At 70.7% G+C, this 16,718-nt stretch carries 12 protein-coding genes; 7 read left to right on the forward strand and 5 right to left on the reverse strand.

Annotation, left to right across the window (positions count from 1 at the left end; translation table 11 throughout):
* Window positions 1-2 precede the first annotated feature (2 nt).
* Window positions 3-866 (forward strand): ABC transporter ATP-binding protein, encoded by an 864-nt coding sequence (locus IEY14_RS08170; protein WP_188907720.1) that lies wholly within the window; start codon window positions 3-5, stop codon window positions 864-866.
* 16 nt (window positions 867-882) lie between these two features.
* On the opposite strand, the gene IEY14_RS08175 is transcribed toward IEY14_RS08170, so the two are convergent.
* The 3 genes from IEY14_RS08175 to IEY14_RS08185 all read right to left on the reverse strand — a co-directional run bounded on the left by IEY14_RS08175 (window position 883) and on the right by IEY14_RS08185 (window position 6,087).
* On the reverse strand, window positions 883-2,142 hold the full coding sequence (locus tag IEY14_RS08175) for a DUF2778 domain-containing protein (protein WP_244639388.1): 1,260 nt from the start codon (window positions 2,140-2,142) through the stop codon (window positions 883-885).
* Window positions 2,143-2,284: 142 nt separating this feature from the next.
* A complete protein-coding gene (locus IEY14_RS08180; protein WP_188907721.1) occupies window positions 2,285-4,606 on the reverse strand; it encodes a Tex family protein in 2,322 nt (773 codons plus the stop codon).
* 152 nt (window positions 4,607-4,758) lie between these two features.
* Window positions 4,759-6,087, reverse strand: a complete 1,329-nt coding sequence (locus IEY14_RS08185; protein WP_188908113.1) for a dicarboxylate/amino acid:cation symporter — start codon at window positions 6,085-6,087, stop codon at window positions 4,759-4,761.
* A 267-nt stretch (window positions 6,088-6,354) separates the two neighbouring features.
* Between IEY14_RS08185 and IEY14_RS08190 the strand changes: the two genes are divergently transcribed.
* Together IEY14_RS08190 and IEY14_RS08195 are read left to right on the forward strand one after the other, a co-directional pair.
* Window positions 6,355-8,223: a sensor histidine kinase gene (locus IEY14_RS08190; protein ID WP_188907722.1), complete on the forward strand. Its 1,869-nt coding sequence runs from the start codon at window positions 6,355-6,357 to the stop codon at window positions 8,221-8,223.
* Window positions 8,220-9,554: a sigma-54-dependent transcriptional regulator gene (locus IEY14_RS08195; protein WP_188907723.1), complete on the forward strand. Its 1,335-nt coding sequence runs from the start codon at window positions 8,220-8,222 to the stop codon at window positions 9,552-9,554. The genes IEY14_RS08190 and IEY14_RS08195 overlap by 4 nt, the downstream gene beginning before the upstream one ends.
* Window positions 9,555-9,607: 53 nt before the next feature.
* Here IEY14_RS08195 and IEY14_RS08200 read toward each other — a convergent pair whose 3' ends face one another.
* Together IEY14_RS08200 and IEY14_RS08205 are read right to left on the reverse strand one after the other, a co-directional pair.
* Complete coding sequence (locus IEY14_RS08200) at window positions 9,608-11,017, reverse strand: ROK family protein (protein WP_188907724.1); 1,410 nt, start codon at window positions 11,015-11,017, stop codon at window positions 9,608-9,610.
* Window positions 11,014-11,928 carry a tagatose-bisphosphate aldolase gene (locus tag IEY14_RS08205; RefSeq protein ID WP_188907725.1) on the reverse strand — a complete coding sequence of 305 codons (915 nt, stop codon included), beginning with the start codon at window positions 11,926-11,928 and terminating at the stop codon, window positions 11,014-11,016. The genes IEY14_RS08200 and IEY14_RS08205 overlap by 4 nt, the downstream gene beginning before the upstream one ends.
* A gap of 178 nt (window positions 11,929-12,106) precedes the next feature.
* Here IEY14_RS08205 and IEY14_RS08210 point away from each other — a divergent pair, with 178 nt between their 5' ends.
* The 4 genes from IEY14_RS08210 (at window position 12,107) to IEY14_RS08225 (ending at window position 16,717) form a co-directional block, all read left to right on the forward strand.
* Window positions 12,107-12,997 (forward strand): sugar-binding transcriptional regulator, encoded by an 891-nt coding sequence (locus tag IEY14_RS08210; RefSeq protein WP_188908114.1) that lies wholly within the window; start codon window positions 12,107-12,109, stop codon window positions 12,995-12,997.
* A 792-nt stretch (window positions 12,998-13,789) separates the two neighbouring features.
* Window positions 13,790-14,791, forward strand: a complete 1,002-nt coding sequence (locus IEY14_RS08215) for an ABC transporter substrate-binding protein (protein WP_188907726.1) — start codon at window positions 13,790-13,792, stop codon at window positions 14,789-14,791.
* A 104-nt stretch (window positions 14,792-14,895) separates the two neighbouring features.
* Window positions 14,896-15,975 (forward strand): ABC transporter permease subunit, encoded by a 1,080-nt coding sequence (locus IEY14_RS08220; protein WP_188907727.1) that lies wholly within the window; start codon window positions 14,896-14,898, stop codon window positions 15,973-15,975.
* Window positions 15,968-16,717, forward strand: a complete 750-nt coding sequence (locus IEY14_RS08225) for an ATP-binding cassette domain-containing protein (protein WP_188907728.1) — start codon at window positions 15,968-15,970, stop codon at window positions 16,715-16,717. The genes IEY14_RS08220 and IEY14_RS08225 overlap by 8 nt, the downstream gene beginning before the upstream one ends.
* The last annotated feature ends 1 nt before the right edge of the window (window position 16,718 follow it).

Raw genomic sequence — 16,718 nt, forward strand, 5'->3', positions numbered from 1 at the left:
TCATGGACGCCGCCTTCTTTCCTTCCGTCTTCCGCCGCGAGGCGCTGCCCTTCGGCCCGGGCGTGCGGCCCGAGGCCGAGCGCCAGGCCGTGTCCGACCGGCGCGTTGCCGGCCGGCGCCCGTCCGGCGCCCCGGCGGGCGGTGCGGCGCTGTCGATCGAGGGCGTCGGCAAGCGCTTCGGCGACAAGACCGTCCTCGCCGGCATCGATCTGAAGGCCGCGCCGGGCGAGTTCGTCGCGATCGTCGGCCGCTCGGGCTGCGGCAAGTCGACGCTTCTGCGCTTGGCTCTCGGTCTGGAGAGGCCGGAGGAGGGGACGATCGCCATCGACGGCAAGGCGCCTGGCGCCGGCGGCGAGGCCGATGCCCGCTTCGTCTTCCAGGAGCCGCGCCTCCTGCCCTGGGAGCGCGTCGTCGACAACGTGGCGCTCGGCGCGCCGCGCCACCTCAAGCCCGCCGAGCGCCGGGACCTCGCCGAGGCGACGCTCGCCCGCGTCGGGCTTGAAGGTCGCGGGGCCGAGCGGCCGGCGGTCCTGTCCGGCGGCCAGCGCCAGCGCGTCGCCCTGGCGCGGGCCATCGTCAGCCGTCCCCGGCTGCTGGCGCTGGACGAGCCGCTCGGCGCGCTGGACGCTCTGACCCGCATCGAGATGCAGCGCCTGCTCGAAACCGTCTGGCAGGCGGAGCGCTTCACCGTGCTTCTCGTCACGCACGATGTCGCCGAGGCCGTGGCGCTCGCCGATCGCGTCGTGCTGATGGAAGACGGCAGGATCGCCTATGAGGAGGCGATCGATCTGCCCCGGCCGCGCCGGCATGGCGACGCCGAAGCGGGGCGGATCGAGCGCCGCATCCTCGACCGTCTCCTCGCCTGAGCCGGCGGCCGCGCGCTTACCGCGCGCCGAACAGCGAGGCGAGGCGCGAGATCGGGTTGTTGGACATGCGCTCGACCACCACGAGGCGGCGCACGTCGCCGCGCTTAAAGGCGGCGAGGAAGCGGTTGTAATCCTTGAACGATACGCAGCCGTTCGAGTCGCCGCGCTTGCCCAGCATATAGGTATGGGCGAGCAGGCCGACGCGGTTGTAGATCTGCCGCTCGCCGCCGATCGGATGGAGGCGGATCGCCTCGACGCCGTGGAATCGGCTCTCGCGCATCGTCAGATTGTAGGTATGGGGCGGCGTCGGACCGCGCATCTTCTGATGGACGAAGCGCGGATTGTCGCGCATCGCGCCGAGGCCCGAATGCGCCTCCAGCCGCTCGCCATTCGGCATGTAGACCGTGGCGGCGCTGATATCGTAGACGGCCGTGCCATTGCCGACGCGCGGCGCCTCGAAGGGCGCGGCGCGGCGCGGCGCCACCTCCTCGTCGCCGGCATCGGGCCTCGCATAGGCCAGCGCGTTCTCGGACGGCAGGGCGGCGCGGGTCTTTTCCGGCACGCGGCTGCTAAAGATCGGGCGATAGGCGGGCCGCGCGCTCGGCGTCGGCACGAGCGCCGCCTCGATCGCCTCGCGCGCCGTGGCGGCGGGCGGCACGAGGGCGGGCTCGGGCTCCGGGGCAAGCGAGGCGAGTTCGACCGGCGCGGGCTGCGGCACGGGCGGCTTCGGCAGGGCGGCGGCCAGCGCGACGGCCGGCACTTCGGCCGCCTCGCGCGACATGAAGCGATCGGCCACCCGCTCCGCCGCGAGCGGCGTCAGCGGCTGGAAGGCCGCGACTTCGAGAAGATGCGGCTCGGCGAGAAGATGAGACGGCCCGGCTGCGGCCGGCTCGACGGGGCGCGCCGGCTTCGGCAGGCGGGAGCGGCGTTCCGGGCCGGCTTCGGCCAGATGGCGCGGCTGCTTGGGCGCCGCCGTCTGCGGCACCGCGACGGCCGGCGTGAAGACCCGGCCGTTGACGACGAGGGCGTCGGGCGCCGCCGCGACGGGCAGGGGCTCGGCGACGCGCGATGCCGCCGGATGGCCGAGGCCGGGCATGCCGCCCGTCATGGCCCCCGCCGCGACCAGAAGGCCGGCGAAGCCGAGAATGCCGCAACCGAACCCGATGGCGCCGGTCGAGCCGGCCCGCCGGCGACGCGCCTTCGTCGGCCGCGCGACGCAGGCGGGAACGGGAGCGGGAATTCCACGGGTGATGCGCGTCGCGCCGACGTCGGTCATGGATGGGCCGGGCCTTGCGTAAAAGGGGTGTCGAGCGGCGAGCGGCGCGATCCCCTCGCGCCCCCGCCGTCATCCTGAAGAAAGGATGGCAGCTTATGGTTACTGATTCGTATCGAACCGGTCGCGGGCGCGAAAACCGCCCTCAACGCCGCTTCAGCGCCTCGGCCAGCGCCGCGCCGAAGGCGCCCTGCGAAGCGGCGGGCGCGGCGGGGCCGCGCTCGCGCCGGGGCTCGGGCGCGCGGCCGGGCTGCGCCTCGCGCGCTGCCGGCGCTCGGGTCGCGGCGGCCGGCTCGGCCTCGCGCTTCATCGACAGGGCGATCCGCTTGCGCTTCGTATCGACCTCGACCACCCGCACCGTCACGACCTGACCGGCCTTCACCACCTCGGCCGGGTCCTTCACGAAGCGGTCGGCGAGCTGCGAGACATGGACGAGCCCGTCCTGATGCACGCCGATATCGACGAAGGCGCCGAAGGCGGCGACATTGGTCACCGTGCCCTCCAGGAGCATGCCGGGCCGCAGGTCGGAAATCTCGTGGACGCCTTCGGCGAAGCTCGCCGTGCGGAAGGCCGGGCGCGGGTCGCGGCCGGGCTTTTCCAGTTCGGCGAGGATGTCCCTGACCGTCGGCAGGCCGAAGCCGTCGCTGACGAACCGCGCCGGATCGAGCCGCTTCAGCGTCGCGCTGTCGCCCATCAGGGCGCGCACGTCCTTGCCGGCCGCCGCGACGATCTTCTTCGCCACCGGATAGGCTTCCGGGTGGACGGCCGAGGCGTCGAGCGGCTCCGTCCCGCCCTGGATGCGCAGGAAGCCGGCGCATTGCTCGAAGGCCTTCGGCCCGAGGCGCGGCACCTTGAGAAGCGCGCGGCGCGTCTTGAACGGGCCCTCGCTGTCGCGATGGGCGACGATCGCCTCGGCCAGCGCCGGGCCGATGCCGGAGACATGCGACAGAAGCGCGGCGGAGGCCGTGTTCACCTCGACACCGACGGCGTTCACCGCATCCTCGACCACCGTTTCGAGGGCGCGGGACAGGGCGCCCTGGTCGACATCGTGCTGGTACTGGCCGACGCCGATCGCCTTCGGATCGACCTTCACGATCTCGGCGAGCGGGTCCTGGAGGCGGCGGGCGATCGAGGCCGCGCCGCGCAGCGAGACGTCGACGCCCGGCATCTCGCGCGCGGCGAGTTCGGAGGCGGAATAGACCGAGGCGCCGGCCTCGCTGACGACGACCTTGGTGGGCTTTCCCCCCTTCAGCGCCGCGATCACCTCGCCAGCGAGCTTTTCGGTCTCGCGGCTCGCCGTGCCGTTGCCGATCGCGACGAGCTCGACCTTGTGCTTCTCGATGAGCCGCGTCAGCGCCGCCATCGCGCCGGCGATGTCGTTGCGCGGCTGGAAGGGATAGACGGTCGCGGTCTCGACCAGCCGGCCGGTCGGATCGACCACCGCCACCTTGACGCCGGTGCGGATGCCCGGATCGAGGCCCATCGTCGCCTTCGCGCCGGCGGGGGCGGCGAGCAGGATGTCCTTCAGATTGCGCGAGAAGATGCGGATCGCCTCGGCATCGGCGCCCTCCTTCATGGTCAGCATCATCTCAGCCGAGAGATGGCCGTGGATCTTCTGCCGCCACGCCCAGCGCGCGACGCCCATCAGCCAGTCGTCGCCCGGCGTGCCGCCGCTCGTGCGCACGTCGAACTCGCGGGCGATCATCGCCTCGACCGGCTTCACCGGCGCCGGATCGTCGGCATCGACCTCGATCTCCAGCCCGACGACACCCTCCTTGGCGGCGCGCAGGAGGGCCAGCACGCGATGGCTCGGCGCGCTCGCCCATTTCTCCTCATGGTCGAAATAGTCGGAGAACTTCGCGCCCTCCTCCGCCTTGCCCTTTACGAGACGGGCGCGGATGCGGGCTTTCGCGACGAGATGGCGGCGGATCGCGCCGACGAGCGCCGGCCGCTCCGCCATGGTCTCCGCCAGGATGTCGCGCGCCCCTTCGAGCGCGGCCTTCGTATCCGCCACCTGGTCGTTGAGGAAGCCGGCCGCGAGCTTGGCGGGATCGAGCGAACGGTCGGCGAGAATGCGCTCGGCCAGCGGCGCGAGGCCCTTCTCGCGCGCCGCATCGGCGCGGCTGCGCCGCTTCGGGCGGAAGGGCAGGTAGAGGTCTTCCAGCGTCGCGCGGGTCGCGGCCTGGGCGATGTCGCGGGCGAGCGCCTCCGTCAGCTTGCCCTGGTCGCGGATCGAGCGGAGCACCGTGTCGCGCCGGGCTTCCAGCTCGCGCAGATAGGCGAGGCGGGTTTCGAGAGTGCGCAGCTGCGTGTCGTCGAGGCCGCCCGTCGCTTCCTTGCGGTAGCGGGCGATGAAGGGAACGGTCGCGCCGCCGTCGATGAGGGCGACGGCCGCCGTCACCTGCTCCGGCCGGGCGCCGATCTCGCCGGCGATGATCGTCTCGATGCTCGGGCGCGCAGCCGTCATTCCTGGGGTCCCTCGGTGTGGGGCGGCCTCTAGCGGGGCGACGCGGCGGCATCAAGGTGACAATGCGGCATAAAATGCGACCGGGCCGCCCGGCATGATGCGGGGCGGCCCGGCAAGTCGCGGAAAGGCTTCGGGAAAGCCCGCCGGTGACCTTACTCGGCGGGAACGGCGAGGAGACGCTCGTCGCGGGCCCGCTGCGGCTCGCCGGCCAGCGCCCGCTTCAGCTGCGCCTCGTCCAGCTCGCCTTCCCAGCGGGCGACGACGAGGGTGGCGACCGCGTTGCCGATGAAGTTGGTCAGCGCCCGGCATTCCGACATGAAGCGGTCGACGCCGAGGATCAGCGCCATGCCGGCGACCGGCACGGAGGGAACGACGGAGAGCGTCGCGGCGAGCGTGATGAAGCCGGCGCCGGTGATGCCGGCCGCGCCCTTGGAGGAGAGCATGGCGACGAGGAGGAGCAGGATCTGCTCGCCGAAGGAGAGGTGGATGCCGGTGGCCTGCGCGATGAACAGCGCCGCCAGCGTCATGTAGATGTTGGTGCCGTCGAGATTGAAGGAATAGCCGGTCGGAACGACGAGGCCGACGACCGACTTCTTGGCGCCCGCCTGTTCCATCTTGCTCATCAGCGAGGGCAGGGCGGCTTCCGAGGAGGAGGTGCCGAGGACGAGCAGCAGCTCTTCCTTGATGTAGCGGATGAGGGCGAAGATCGAGAAGCCGTTATAGCGGCAGACGGCGCCGAGCACGACGACGACGAAGAGCAGCGAGGTGGCGTAGAAGGTGCCGACCAGCATCGCCAGATTGACGACCGAGCCGATGCCGTACTTGCCGATGGTGAAGGCCATCGCGCCGAAGGCGCCGATCGGGGCGGCCTTCATCAGGATCGCGACGAGGCGGAAGACCGGCGCGGTGACGGCCTGGAAGAAGTCGAGCACCGGGCGGCCCTGCTCGCCGACCATGCCGAGCGCGATGCCGAAGAGGACGGCGAGGAACAGGACCTGGAGGATGTCGCCATCGGCGAAGGCGCCGACCATCGTGGTCGGGATGATGTTCATCAGGAAGCCGGTGATAGTCGAGTCATGCGCCTTCTGCGCATATGTCGCCACCGCGCCGCCGTCGAGCGTCGCCGGATCGATGTTGAAGCCGGCGCCCGGCTGGACGACATTGGCGACGAGGAGGCCGACCGCCAGAGCCAGCGTCGAGAAGACGAGGAAGTAGATCATCGCCTTGCCGACGACGCGGCCGACCTTGGCGAGGTCGCTCATGCCGGCGATGCCGGTGACGACGGTGAGGAAGATCACCGGGGCGATGATCATCTTCACGAGCTTGATGAAGGCGTCGCCGAGCGGCTTCAGGCTGGCGCCGAGCTCGGGATAGAAATGGCCGAGCGTGATGCCGGCCGCGATGGCGACGAGCACCTGCACGTAGAGCTGGGAATAAAGCGGCTTGCGTGCCCCGGCCTCGGCCGCTTGGGCATGGATCATGGTAGCCATTCTGGCGTCTCTCCCTTGCCGGCGCAGCGATGCGGACCTTGGATGTCCTCTCCCTCCGGGACGACCACCGGCAACGGCCGCCCAAATCGATTGATGACAGGGGCTCTGCAAGGAGCGTGCCAGATGCGGCCCGCATTGCTGCCATGCCGTCCGCGCAGGGCTTCGCCCCGGCTAGGCCGCCCGCGCACCGGTTGCGATGTGTGATTTTCCGCTCGCGTCGAGAGGCTTTCGTGCGGTATTCCGCACAGGATGACGGAGATGCCGAAGCCGGTCGGGACGGATCGCCTGCGCCTGCCGGCCCTTGGCCGGCCTGTCGGCCGGGGGCGCCTCGTCGCGGCGCTCGGCGTGGCGCTGGTCTGCGCGGCGCTGATCGTCGCGGCCGGCCGGATCGCCCGGGACATCGTCGCCGAGGACCTCCGGGCGGAGGCCGCGACGCGCCTCCCGGCGGCGGCGGCGGCCCTGCGCAGCGAGCTCGAGAAACAGAGGGCGCTGCCGCAGATCCTCAAGGAAGACCCGGCGATCGCCGCCGCGCTGTCGACGCGCGATCCGGCGCGGGTGGCGGCGGTGAACGCCAAGCTGGCGCGGCTCGCCGCCGCGACGCGCGCCGCGGTGATCTATGTCATCGATCCGGCCGGCCTCGCGATCGCCGCCTCCAACTATCGCGAGCCGGTGAGCTTCGTCGGCAACGACTATCGCTTCCGCGACTATTTCAACCGGGCGGTCGCGGTGGGCGCTGCCGAGCAATATGCGCTCGGCACGGTGAGCGGGCGGCCGGGCGTCTACTTTTCCGCCCGGATCGACAATGGCGCCGCCGCCCCGCTCGGCGTCGTCGTCGCCAAGGTGGAGCTCGACGCCGTCGAAGCCGACTGGCGCGACGGCGGCCAGCCGGTCTTCGTCGCCGACGCGCATGGCATCGTCCTGGCCACCAGCCAGCCGGCCTGGCGCTTCCTGGCGCTGCGGCCGATCGCGCCGCTGGAAGCGGCCGGCATCCGCGAGAGCCTGCAATTCGGCACCGCGCCACTGCGGCCGCTGGGCCTCCAGGCCGATCCCGACCTCGAAGGCTTCGTGACGCTCGACGCCGGCGAGGGGCGGCGGCGCTTCGCCTTGGCCGAGGCGCCGGTGCCGGGCGGCCTGCCGGGCTGGCGGCTGCATCTCCTCCTGCCGGCCGGGCGCGATCTCGCCGGCAGCGCCGGTCTCGCGCGGCTCGTCGCGGCGCTGGTCCTGGCGCTCTTCGTCGGCGCCGGCCTCTTCCTTCTGCGCCGCCGCCGGCTGGCGGAAACGCGCCGGGCGCAGAAGGAGCGCGCGGCGGCCGAGCTGGAGCGCCGGGTGATCGAGCGCACCGCCGATCTCGCGGCGGCCAATCTGCGCCTCACCGACGAGATCGTGACGCGCGAGGCGGCGGAGGCGCGCGTCGCCTCGCTGCGCGACGATCTTGCCCTCGCCAACCGTCTGGCGACGCTCGGCCAGGTGACGGCTGGCGTCGCGCACGAGATCAACCAGCCGCTCGCGGCGATCCGCACCTATGCCGAGAATGCCCTTCTCTTCCTCCAGCGGGGCGACGCGGCGAAGGCCGGCGGCAATCTCGACACGGTGGTGCAGCTCACCACCCGCATCGCCGCGATCACCGACACGTTGCGCAGCTTCTCGCGGCGCGGCAAAGGCGCGCTGGAGCCGCTCGCCGTCGAGGAGATCGTCGACGGCGCGCTCCTCATCCTGAAGAGCCGGCTGAAGGAAAGCGGCACCCGCCTGGAACGGCGGGCGAGCGGCGGCGCGGCGACGATTCTCGGCGGCCGCATCCGCCTCGAACAGGTGCTCGTCAATCTCCTGCGCAATGCCGTCGAGGCGCTGGAGGGGCGCGGCGACGGCTGGATCCGCATCACCGTCGCCAACGAGGCGGAGGAGGTGGCGATCGAGGTGCGCGACAACGGCCCCGGCATTTCGCCCGAAGCGATGGCGGCCCTCTTCACCCCCTTCCGCACGACCAAGCCCAAGGGCACGGGGCTCGGCCTCGTGATCTCCTCCGACATCGTCACCGAACTCGGCGGCACGCTGCGCGTCGCCAGCGACGCGGCCGGCACCGCCTTCACCATCCGCCTGCCGAGCGCCGCCCGAAAGACCGCCCCATGAGCGACACGAGCCTGCCCGTCGCCTTCGTCGACGACGACGAGGACCTGCGCCTCGCCAATGCCCAGACCTTGGATCTCGCCGGCTATGCCTGCCTGCCCTTCGCCTCCGCCGAAGCCGCGCTCGGCGCCGTGACGGCGGAGTTCGCTGGCGTCGTGGTGACGGATCTGCGCATGCCGGGCATGAACGGGCTGACGCTGTTCCGCGAACTGAAGAAGCGCGATCCCGACCTGCCGGTGATCCTCATCACCGGCCATGGCGATATCGAGCAGGCCGTGGCGGCCTTGCAGGAGGGCGTCTACGACTTCATTCCGAAGCCCTATGCCAACGAGCGCCTGCTCGCCGCGATTGCCAGGGCGGGCGAGAAGCGCCGTCTGGTCATCGAGAACCGGCGCCTGCGCCGCGCGGCCGAAAGCGGGGCGGAGGCGACGCCGCTCCTCGGCGAGACGCTGGTGATGGAGCGCCTGCGCCGCACCATCCGCCAGATCGCCGGGGCCGAGGTCGATGTTCTCGTGGAGGGCGAGACGGGCACCGGCAAGGAGGTCGTGGCGCAGCTCATCCACGATCTCAGCCCCCGGCGGGCCGGGCCCTATGTCGTCCTCAATTGCGGCGCGCTGCCGGAAGCGATGATGGAAAGCGAGCTCTTCGGCCATGAGCGCGGCGCCTTCACCGGCGCCGACCGCCGCCGCATCGGCCGGATCGAGCATGCCGATCGCGGCACGCTGTTTCTGGACGAGCTGGAATCGATGCCGCCCGCCTTGCAGGTGAAGCTCCTGCGGGTGCTCGAAGCGCGCGAGGTCGCGCCGCTCGGCGTCAACGAGACGCGCTCCGTCGATCTGCGCGTCGTCGCGGCGGTGAAGGTCGATCTGTCCGATCCCGCCGCGCGCGGCGATTTCCGCGAGGATCTCTATTACCGCCTGAACGTCGTGACGCTGCGCATTCCCCCGCTGCGCGAGCGGCGCGAGGACGTGCCTCTGCTTTTCTCGCATTTCCTGCGCCGGGCCGCGCTCCGCTTCCGCCGCGAGGCGCCGCTGCTGACCCCTTCGCTGCGCGACCGGCTGCTGGCGCATGACTGGCCGGGCAATGTGCGCGAACTCGTGCATTTCGCCGAGCGCGTGGCGCTGGGGCTGGAGCCGGAAAGCGAGGCGCCGGCGGGGGAGGGCGAGGGAGGCCTTGCCGAGCGCGTCGCCCGCTTCGAGGCCGGGCTCCTGCGCGACGCGCTCGCCCGCCATCGCGGCGACATCCAGGCCGCCACCGACGAACTGCGCCTGCCGCGCAAGACCTTCTACGACAAGCTCCAGCGCCACAATCTCGTGCCGAAGGACTTTCGCTGAGCGGCCGTGAAACCGCGCTTCCCCTGCGAAGGATCGCGTCCGCCGCCGTCCGTTCAGCCCAGCGCCTGCGCCACCCAGGCTTCGATCGCCGCGACATCCATGGGGCCGGTGGTCTCCACCACCCGGCGCGGGCCGGCATCGAAGGGTTCGGCGCGCTCGGCCAGCGCGATGAGCTCCGGCACGTAGTCGGCGCCCGGATGGCCGGGCCGGCGCCCCGCCGCCCGCGCCCCGTAGCGGGCGCCGATCGCCTCGGCCGGCGCCGTGCACCAGAGTTCGGCGATCCGGTCGAGGCCCGCCTCGGCGATCAGCCCTTCGACGAACTCCCTCGGCTGGAAGCCGAACCAGGCATCCATGATGGCGGTCGTGCCGGCCGGCGCCTCGGCGAGAAGCGCGAACATCGCCTTCATGCTGGCGCGGCCGAGCTTGCGGTTGAACGGGCGGTCGACCCCTTCGATCTCGTCGAGAAACGGGTTCTTCACCGTGTCGAGCGACAGGAGGGGCCAGCCGGTGGCCTGGCTCAGCGCCTTCGCGACGCCGCTCTTGCCGCTGGCCGGCACGCCGTTGACCATGACGAGCCGCTTGCCCTTTTCGCCCTTCGGCAGGCTGGCAAGCGCCGCGCCGATCACGCCGGCATCGTCGCCCAGGGCCGCAGGCGCGATGCGGCTCTCGTACCAGGAGCGCGGCGCCTCCACCCCTTCCAGCGCGGCGGCGGCGGCCTGGCCGAGCCCGCCGCCGAGAATGACGACATCCGGATCGAGGACGGCGACGAGATCGTCCACCGCGATGCGCAGCGGCGCGGCCCAGGCGCGCAGGATGCCGGCCGCGACGGCGTCGCCCGCGTCCCGGCGCGCCAGGAGCTCGGCCGCCGTGGTCGCGGCGGGCAGGCCCGCCTCGCCGATATGCCGGCCGAGCGCCGTGCCGGAACTCACCGTCTCGACGCAGCCGCGCTTGCCGCAGACGCAAGGCCGGCCCGCGGGGTCGATCGAGACATGGCCGAACTGCCCGGCCGTGCCGCGCGCGCGGACGATCCGGCCGTTCTCCATCGCCGCCCCGCCGATGCCGGTGCCGATGGTCAGCATCACGATATTGCCGGCGCCCTTCGCCGCGCCGACCGCGCTTTCGGCGACGAGCGCCATGGAACAGTCGTTGTCGATCGTGACGGGACGGGCGAATTCCCCCTCCAGCCGCGCGGCGAGGTCGATCTTCGACAGGTCGACATAGCCGCCGGACAGGACCTTCCGCCCCGCGAAATCGACCCGGCCGGGCACGCCGACGCCGATGCCGGCGACGCCGGCATCGTCGATCTCCGCGACGAGCGACGCGATCCGCGCCAGCACCGTTTCGGGATCGGCGGCGCTGGCGGCGCGGGCCCGGGCGAGGATGCGCCCCTCCGCGTCGACCCGGGCGGCGCGCAGATGCGTGCCGCCGATATCGATGCCGATCGCCGTCGCCCGGGGGATCATGCGACCTTCAGCGCCGGCGCGCGGTGCCGCGCGATCGCGGCCTGGATCTCCTTCAGACGCGGCACGGCGACGGTTTCCAGCCGCTCGCGCGTCACCGCGCGGTCGAGCGAGACGCAGTCCTTCCAGAGCGAGCGGCCGGCGATGACGCCGGAGGCGCCGTTCGCCATGGCGGTTTCCACCTGGCCGATGAAGGTGGCGTGGTCGACGCCGGCCGAAAGCACCGCCCAGGGCACGTCGCCGGCGAGCTCCGTCACCGCCGCGCAGGCCTCCGCCGTGCCCGGATAGGGGATCTTCAGCACCTTGGCGCCGTGTTCGAGGCAGATGCGCGAGCCGCCGACGATCAGTTCCGGGATCTTCGCGGCATAGGCTTCCTTCGTTTCGCCTTCCAGCGCATAGGTCAGGAACTCGACCACGAGGAGCAGGTCTTCCTTGGCGAAATCGGCGATCACCTGATCGAGGATCGCGATATTGTGCGTGTTGGCGGCCGGCGTGTCGGAGCGCAGATAGACCATGATCTTGCCGCCGGTGCCGCCGAGCTCGCGCACGCGCCGCGCCGTGACGCCCTCGCAGAGCTTCGACAGGCGATAGCCCTCGGGCGAGGTGTCCCAGCCCGAGGCGTCGAGGCCGATCAGCAGGGCCGTGTCGCGGGCGATGACGCCGTCATCGACGAGATGGGGCACGGCGCAGACCGGATCGACCAGGACGCAGCTCGCCTGGCTCGCGAGATAGCGGGTGATGTCCGCCTTGGTCTCGCCGAGCACGTCGTTGCCGATCTTCGCCTGCTCGGCTGGATCGCTGGCGAGAAGCGTGCGCATGCCGCCGCGCTGGTCGCAGGCGATCACCATCATCGCCCCGTCCGGGCCGCAGATCTGATGGTAGCCGCGCAGTTCCGAAGTGGTCATGCGGGTCATGGATCGTTCCTCCCTTCAGCCATGCGCGCGCCAGGGCCCGCCCGGCGGGACCCCGCCCGGGCTGCCGGGAAACGGCGATTGCATGCTAACGTGATCTCCGGCTATCCTGTAACATATTGCTGAAAGGAATTGCAAGCTGCCCACGCCGCCCGCCTCCGACCAGGCCGCCTCGCGCGTCCTGCTGCACACCGTCGCCAAGCTCCATTACGAACAGGAGATGAGCCAGGTCGACATCGCCAAGCGGCTCGGCCTGTCGGCCGCCACCATCTCGCGACTCCTGCAGCGGGCGCGGGCGGAAGGGATCGTGCGGATCGAGATCCGTGATCTCGTGGCGCCGGACGAACTGGTGCGCGATCTGAAGGAGAGGCTCGGCCTGAAGGACGCGGCGGTGGTGGAGACCGGCGGCATGGTCGACGCGCTGGCGGCGCCGGTCGGCGAGATGCTGCGCGCCGCACCGCTGCGCGAGGGTTCGGTGCTCGCCATCGGCTGGGGCCGGGCGGTGCGGGCCGTGGTGGAGGCCGGGCTACCGCCGATCCCCGGCGTCCTCACCGTGCCGGCGACGGGCGGCATGCAGCAGCCGGCGCCGCATTTCCAGGTGAGCGAGTTCACGCGGCTCGCCGCCCGCCATCTCCAGGGCGCGCCCTGCTTCATCCACGCGCCCTATCTGCCGACGGCGGCGGCGCGGGCGGCGCTTCTCGCCGATCCGACCATCGCGGCCGGCGTGGCGCTCTGGAACCGGGTCGACGCGGCGCTGGTCGGCATCGGCCTGCCGCATGCGAAGACCGCGCCCGACGCCAGCCCCGCGACGCCGGACGAGCAGGCGCTGGCCGAGGTCGCAGGCGACGTGATCCGCCATTACTTCGACGCCGCAGGCCAGCTCGCCGACTGGGAGGGCGAGCGGCGGATGATCGCCATGTCGCCGGACCAGCTGCGCCGCACGCCGCTGGTGATCGGCGTCGCGACGGGCGAAGCGAAGGCGGCGGCCATCCTCGGCGCCATCCGCGCCGGCTTCGTCTCCGCCCTCGCCACCGACATCCGCACCGCCGAGGCGGTGCTGGCGCTGGTGTAAGGGGAGGGCGGGCGTCGGCGGGGTGGCGATGTGTCGTTAGGTGGTCTGCGCGCTGGCGTTTCGGTTTTTACCCACGCGTCCGCAGGGGACACGACCGATCTGCACGACGGTCCCGAGTGCGACCGCCATGTCTCGACCCACGCGTCCGCAGGGGCGGCCGCGACGAGATGAACGTCATCACGCAGGCTGGATCGATCCAGTTTCTACCCACGGCGATGCGACGCCGGCAATCTATTCGGAAAAGCCGCGTGACGCGACTGAAAGAAGGGCGAAGGCGTCGAAGCTTCGCCTTCTCCCGAGTCGGGAGAAGGTGCCGGCAGGCGGATGAGGGAAACGTCGGGCACCCACCCGGGCGATGTTTCCCGACAGGCCGGCGCGCGTCATTCCCTCACCCGACTGCTTCGCAGCCACCCTCTCCCGACTCGGGAGAGGGGGAGGCGGCGGCACCCTTCGCGGTCGTTCGATGACGGCTGGCGGAAAGAATTCAGCCTGCATTGCCCTGGTCTTTCGGCGCGCAAACTTTCGCCTTTCCACAGTTCAATGAAACCGGCATGATCGTCATCTCGGGCCGGCTACTGCCGCAAGGCTCGCCGCGAAGGGCTGCCGAGACGGGCTCGCAACCCTTTCCACACATTTACGAAATCCCCTGAAATTGCTTTCAGCAAAAATTTGCACTTGACGGGCGGCTAGGCGTCAAGGAAATCATGGTGTCGGGTGAGGCGCCTGGAAGCAGGCCCCGGTGAAGCATGTGTGGGAGCGCATGCCGGGATCGCTCGTCAACGGGAGGAAGAGATGGAGCGTCGTTCTATTCTGAAGGCGGTGGCGGGAATCGTCACGGCCGCGTCGATCGGTCTGGCGGCCATGCCGAGCCAGGCGGCCGACAGCGGCAAGAAATACACGGTCGCGCTCATTCCGGGCCTGACGACCGACGCCTTCTACATCACCATGCGCAAGGGCGCCCAGGCCGCCGCCGACGCGCTCGGCGTCAATCTCGTCTTCCAGGGCGGGCCGGAATTCAACCCCGTCGTCCAGGTGCCGGTGCTCGACGCCATGATCGCGCGCAAGCCCGACGCCATCCTGATCGCCCCGACCGACACGACCCAGCTCGTCGAGCCGCTGCGCAAGGCCAAGGATGCCGGCATCGCCGTCATCACCGTCGACACCTTCATCGGCACCGGCAAGTACCAGTCGGGCGCCGGCGATGCCGATTTCCCGCTCGCCTATATCGCCTCCGACAACGTGCTCGGCGGCCGCATGGCGGCGCGGGCGCTCGCCACCGCCATCGGCGATGCCGGCGGCAAGGTCTATGTCTCCAACGTCAAGCCGGGCATTTCCACCACCGACCAGCGCGAGGCCGGCTTCAAGGCGGAGATGAAGGAGAATTTCCCGAAGATCACCGTGCTCGAGACGCAGTTCAACGAGAACGACGCCAATAAGGCGGCGAGCCAGCTCCAGGCGGTCTTCGCCCGCAATTCGGACCTGAAGGGCGTGTTCGGCGCCAATCTCTTCTCGGCGCTCGGGGCCGGCAACGGCGTGCAGCAGGCCGGCCAGACCGGCAACGTGAAGGTCATCGCCTTCGACGCGCCGGGCTCGATCGTCGACAACATCAAGTCGGGCCTCGTCGATGCGGCGATCGCCCAGCATCCGGCCGAGATCGGCTATTACGGCGTCGTCTCCGCCTATGCCCATCTCACCGGCCAGTCGATCCCGGTCGCGATCGGCACGGGCTTCACCGTGATCGACAAGAACAACGTCGCCGATCCGAACGTCGCCAAGTACGTCTACTCGGAATAAGCGCCGGCCGGCTCCCCGGCTTTGGCCGCCGGGGAGCCCGTCGCCCGTCTCCTGAGGATTTCCCGCAGCCATCACGAGCGGCTCCGCCGCCGGGCAGGTGACCTATGACCGCATCCGCAACCGAGGCGCCGGCGGCTTCCGGCCCGGCGAGCTCCGGCCATGTGAAGCCCGAGGCCGACCATGCCGACCGCGCCAAGACGCTCGTCCAGCGCATCGCCGATCTCAGGGCCTGGCTGTTTCTCGCCGCCCTGATCGTCGGCTTCGAGATCTGGGCCCGCAGTGCCTTCGGCGGCACCTTCATCCTCAACCCGTTCAATCTCCAGTCGATCGCGATCTTCGCCGTTGCGCCGCTGCTTCTGGCGACGGGCCAGACCTTCGTCATCATCTCCGGCGGCATCGATCTCTCGATGGGCTTCGTGATGGGGCTTGCCGCCGTCGTCGCGGCCCATGTGATCAACGCGGCGACGCCCGGCCTCGGCATGCCGCTCGCCGTCCTCGTCGGGGCGCTGGTCGCCGTCGCGGTCGCCGCCGTGCCCGGCACGATCAACGGCCTCCTCGTGTCGCGGCTGCGCGTGCCGCCCTTCATCGGCACGCTCGGCATGTTCGGCGTGGCGCGCGGCGTCGCCTTCCTCTTTGCCGGCGGCACGACGGTGCCGATCAGCAATTCCTTCTTCGCCACGATCGGCAACGGCCGCATCGCCAATATTCCCTATATCGTGCTGATCACCGCCGCCTTCGTCCTGGTGATGGCCTATCTCCTCAGCCAGACCCGCTTCGGTCAGCACAATTACGCCATCGGCGCCAATGTGCAGGCGGCCCGGCGCTCGGGCATCGACATCAAGTCGCATCTCCTGCGCCTCTACATCCTCTCGGCCTGCTGCGCGGGTCTCGCGGGCGTCCTCTATTCGGCACGCTTCAATGCGGGCGCCGCCCAGGCCGGCGAGCCGCTGCTTCTCGACTGCGTCGCGGCGGTGGTGATCGGCGGGGCGAGCCTCTTCGGCGGCTCGGGCACCATTCTCGGCACGGTCGCCGGCGCCTTCGTCATCGCGGTGATCCAGTACGGCCTCGTCTTCGTCAATGTCGAGCCGTTCTGGCAGTTCATCAGCGTCGGCGTCGTCATCATCATCTCGGTTCTGATCGACCAGGCGCAGCGCCGGTTCAGCGGAGGTCGCATCGATGAGTGAAGGGGCGCAGCCGATCCTGGAGATCAGCAATCTCTCCAAGCATTTCGGCGCGGTGCGCGCGCTGAACGACTTCTCGATGACCATTCGCCCCGGCGAGGTGGTGGCGCTGGCCGGCGACAACGGCGCGGGCAAGACGACGCTGATCAAGTCGATCTCCGGCGTCTTCCGCCCGACGGGCGGCGAGATCCGGCTCGACGGCAAGCCGGTCAGCTTCGGCACGCCGCAGGAGGCGCGCGCCAGCGGCATCGAGACGATCTATCAGGATCTCGCGCTCGCCGACAATCTCACCATCGGCGGCAATATCTTCCTCGGCCGCGAGCCGATGACGCGGAAATTCGGCTTCCTGCCGGTGATCGACCGCAAGAAGATGGCGGCGGCGGCGCGCGACACGATGGCGCTGCTCGACTTCCACGTCTCGCGCATGGATGCGCCGGTCTCGAACTTTTCCGGCGGCCAGCGCCAGGCGGTGGCGATCGGCCGGGCGGTCTACTGGAACGCGCGCATCCTGATCATGGACGAGCCGACGGCGGCGCTCGGCGTGCCGGAACAGCGCAAGGTCATCTCCCTCATCCACCAGCTGAAGGCGCAGGGGCGCGGGGTAATCTTCATCTCGCACAATCTCCAGGACATCTTCGCCGTCTCCGACCGCATCGTGGTGCTGCGGCGCGGCGTCATGGCCGGCGAGCGGCGCATCGCCGAGACCACCCATGACGAGGTGGTGAAGCTGATGGTCGGCGGCTGAG

This window comes from Aureimonas endophytica (assembly GCF_014642635.1).
GTDB classification, from domain to species: domain Bacteria; phylum Pseudomonadota; class Alphaproteobacteria; order Rhizobiales; family Rhizobiaceae; genus Plantimonas; species Plantimonas endophytica.

Coding starts and splice junctions, on each gene's coding strand:
- IEY14_RS08170 (WP_188907720.1), top strand. CDS start 3: ATGGACGCCGCCTTCTTTCCTTCCGTCTTCCGCCGCGAGGCGCTGCCC.
- IEY14_RS08175 (WP_244639388.1), bottom strand. CDS start 2,142: ATGACCGACGTCGGCGCGACGCGCATCACCCGTGGAATTCCCGCTCCC.
- IEY14_RS08180 (WP_188907721.1), bottom strand. CDS start 4,606: ATGACGGCTGCGCGCCCGAGCATCGAGACGATCATCGCCGGCGAGATC.
- IEY14_RS08185 (WP_188908113.1), bottom strand. CDS start 6,087: ATGATCCATGCCCAAGCGGCCGAGGCCGGGGCACGCAAGCCGCTTTAT.
- IEY14_RS08190 (WP_188907722.1), top strand. CDS start 6,355: ATGCCGAAGCCGGTCGGGACGGATCGCCTGCGCCTGCCGGCCCTTGGC.
- IEY14_RS08195 (WP_188907723.1), top strand. CDS start 8,220: ATGAGCGACACGAGCCTGCCCGTCGCCTTCGTCGACGACGACGAGGAC.
- IEY14_RS08200 (WP_188907724.1), bottom strand. CDS start 11,017: ATGATCCCCCGGGCGACGGCGATCGGCATCGATATCGGCGGCACGCAT.
- IEY14_RS08205 (WP_188907725.1), bottom strand. CDS start 11,928: ATGACCCGCATGACCACTTCGGAACTGCGCGGCTACCATCAGATCTGC.
- IEY14_RS08215 (WP_188907726.1), top strand. CDS start 13,790: ATGGAGCGTCGTTCTATTCTGAAGGCGGTGGCGGGAATCGTCACGGCC.
- IEY14_RS08220 (WP_188907727.1), top strand. CDS start 14,896: ATGACCGCATCCGCAACCGAGGCGCCGGCGGCTTCCGGCCCGGCGAGC.
- IEY14_RS08225 (WP_188907728.1), top strand. CDS start 15,968: ATGAGTGAAGGGGCGCAGCCGATCCTGGAGATCAGCAATCTCTCCAAG.